This window comes from Mesorhizobium silamurunense (assembly GCF_014843905.1).
In the GTDB taxonomy this organism is placed as follows: Bacteria; Pseudomonadota; Alphaproteobacteria; order Rhizobiales; family Rhizobiaceae; genus Mesorhizobium; species Mesorhizobium silamurunense.
The window spans coordinates 1-231 of record NZ_LPVS01000122.1 but is presented as its reverse complement, the minus strand read 5'-3'; the positions used below and the strand labels follow the sequence as shown (position 1 = coordinate 231).

At 61.5% G+C, this 231-nt stretch carries 1 protein-coding gene; it reads right to left on the bottom strand.

All coding sequences use genetic code 11. The annotated features are described in order from the left end of the window. Nucleotides 1-231, bottom strand: a 231-nt coding sequence (locus AU465_RS32675) for an IS66 family transposase (protein ID WP_192257107.1), incomplete at both ends; no start/stop codon positions are given.

Below are 231 nucleotides of genomic sequence, written 5' to 3'. Positions count from 1 at the left end.
GGCGTAGATCTGGGCCTGACGATATAGGGGAAGGTGGTCGGCATACTTCGAGACCAGAACATGAGCCACCGTGGCCTCTGTAGGAATGCCGCCTTCGACGAGACGTGCCGGTGCTGGCGCCTGCACGACCACCTCTTCGCAGGCCCGACAGGCATACTTCGCTCGACGGGTGACAATCACCGTAACCGCCCGATTGTCACCGCCTGCCTGACATCGTCGTGATGGCCTATG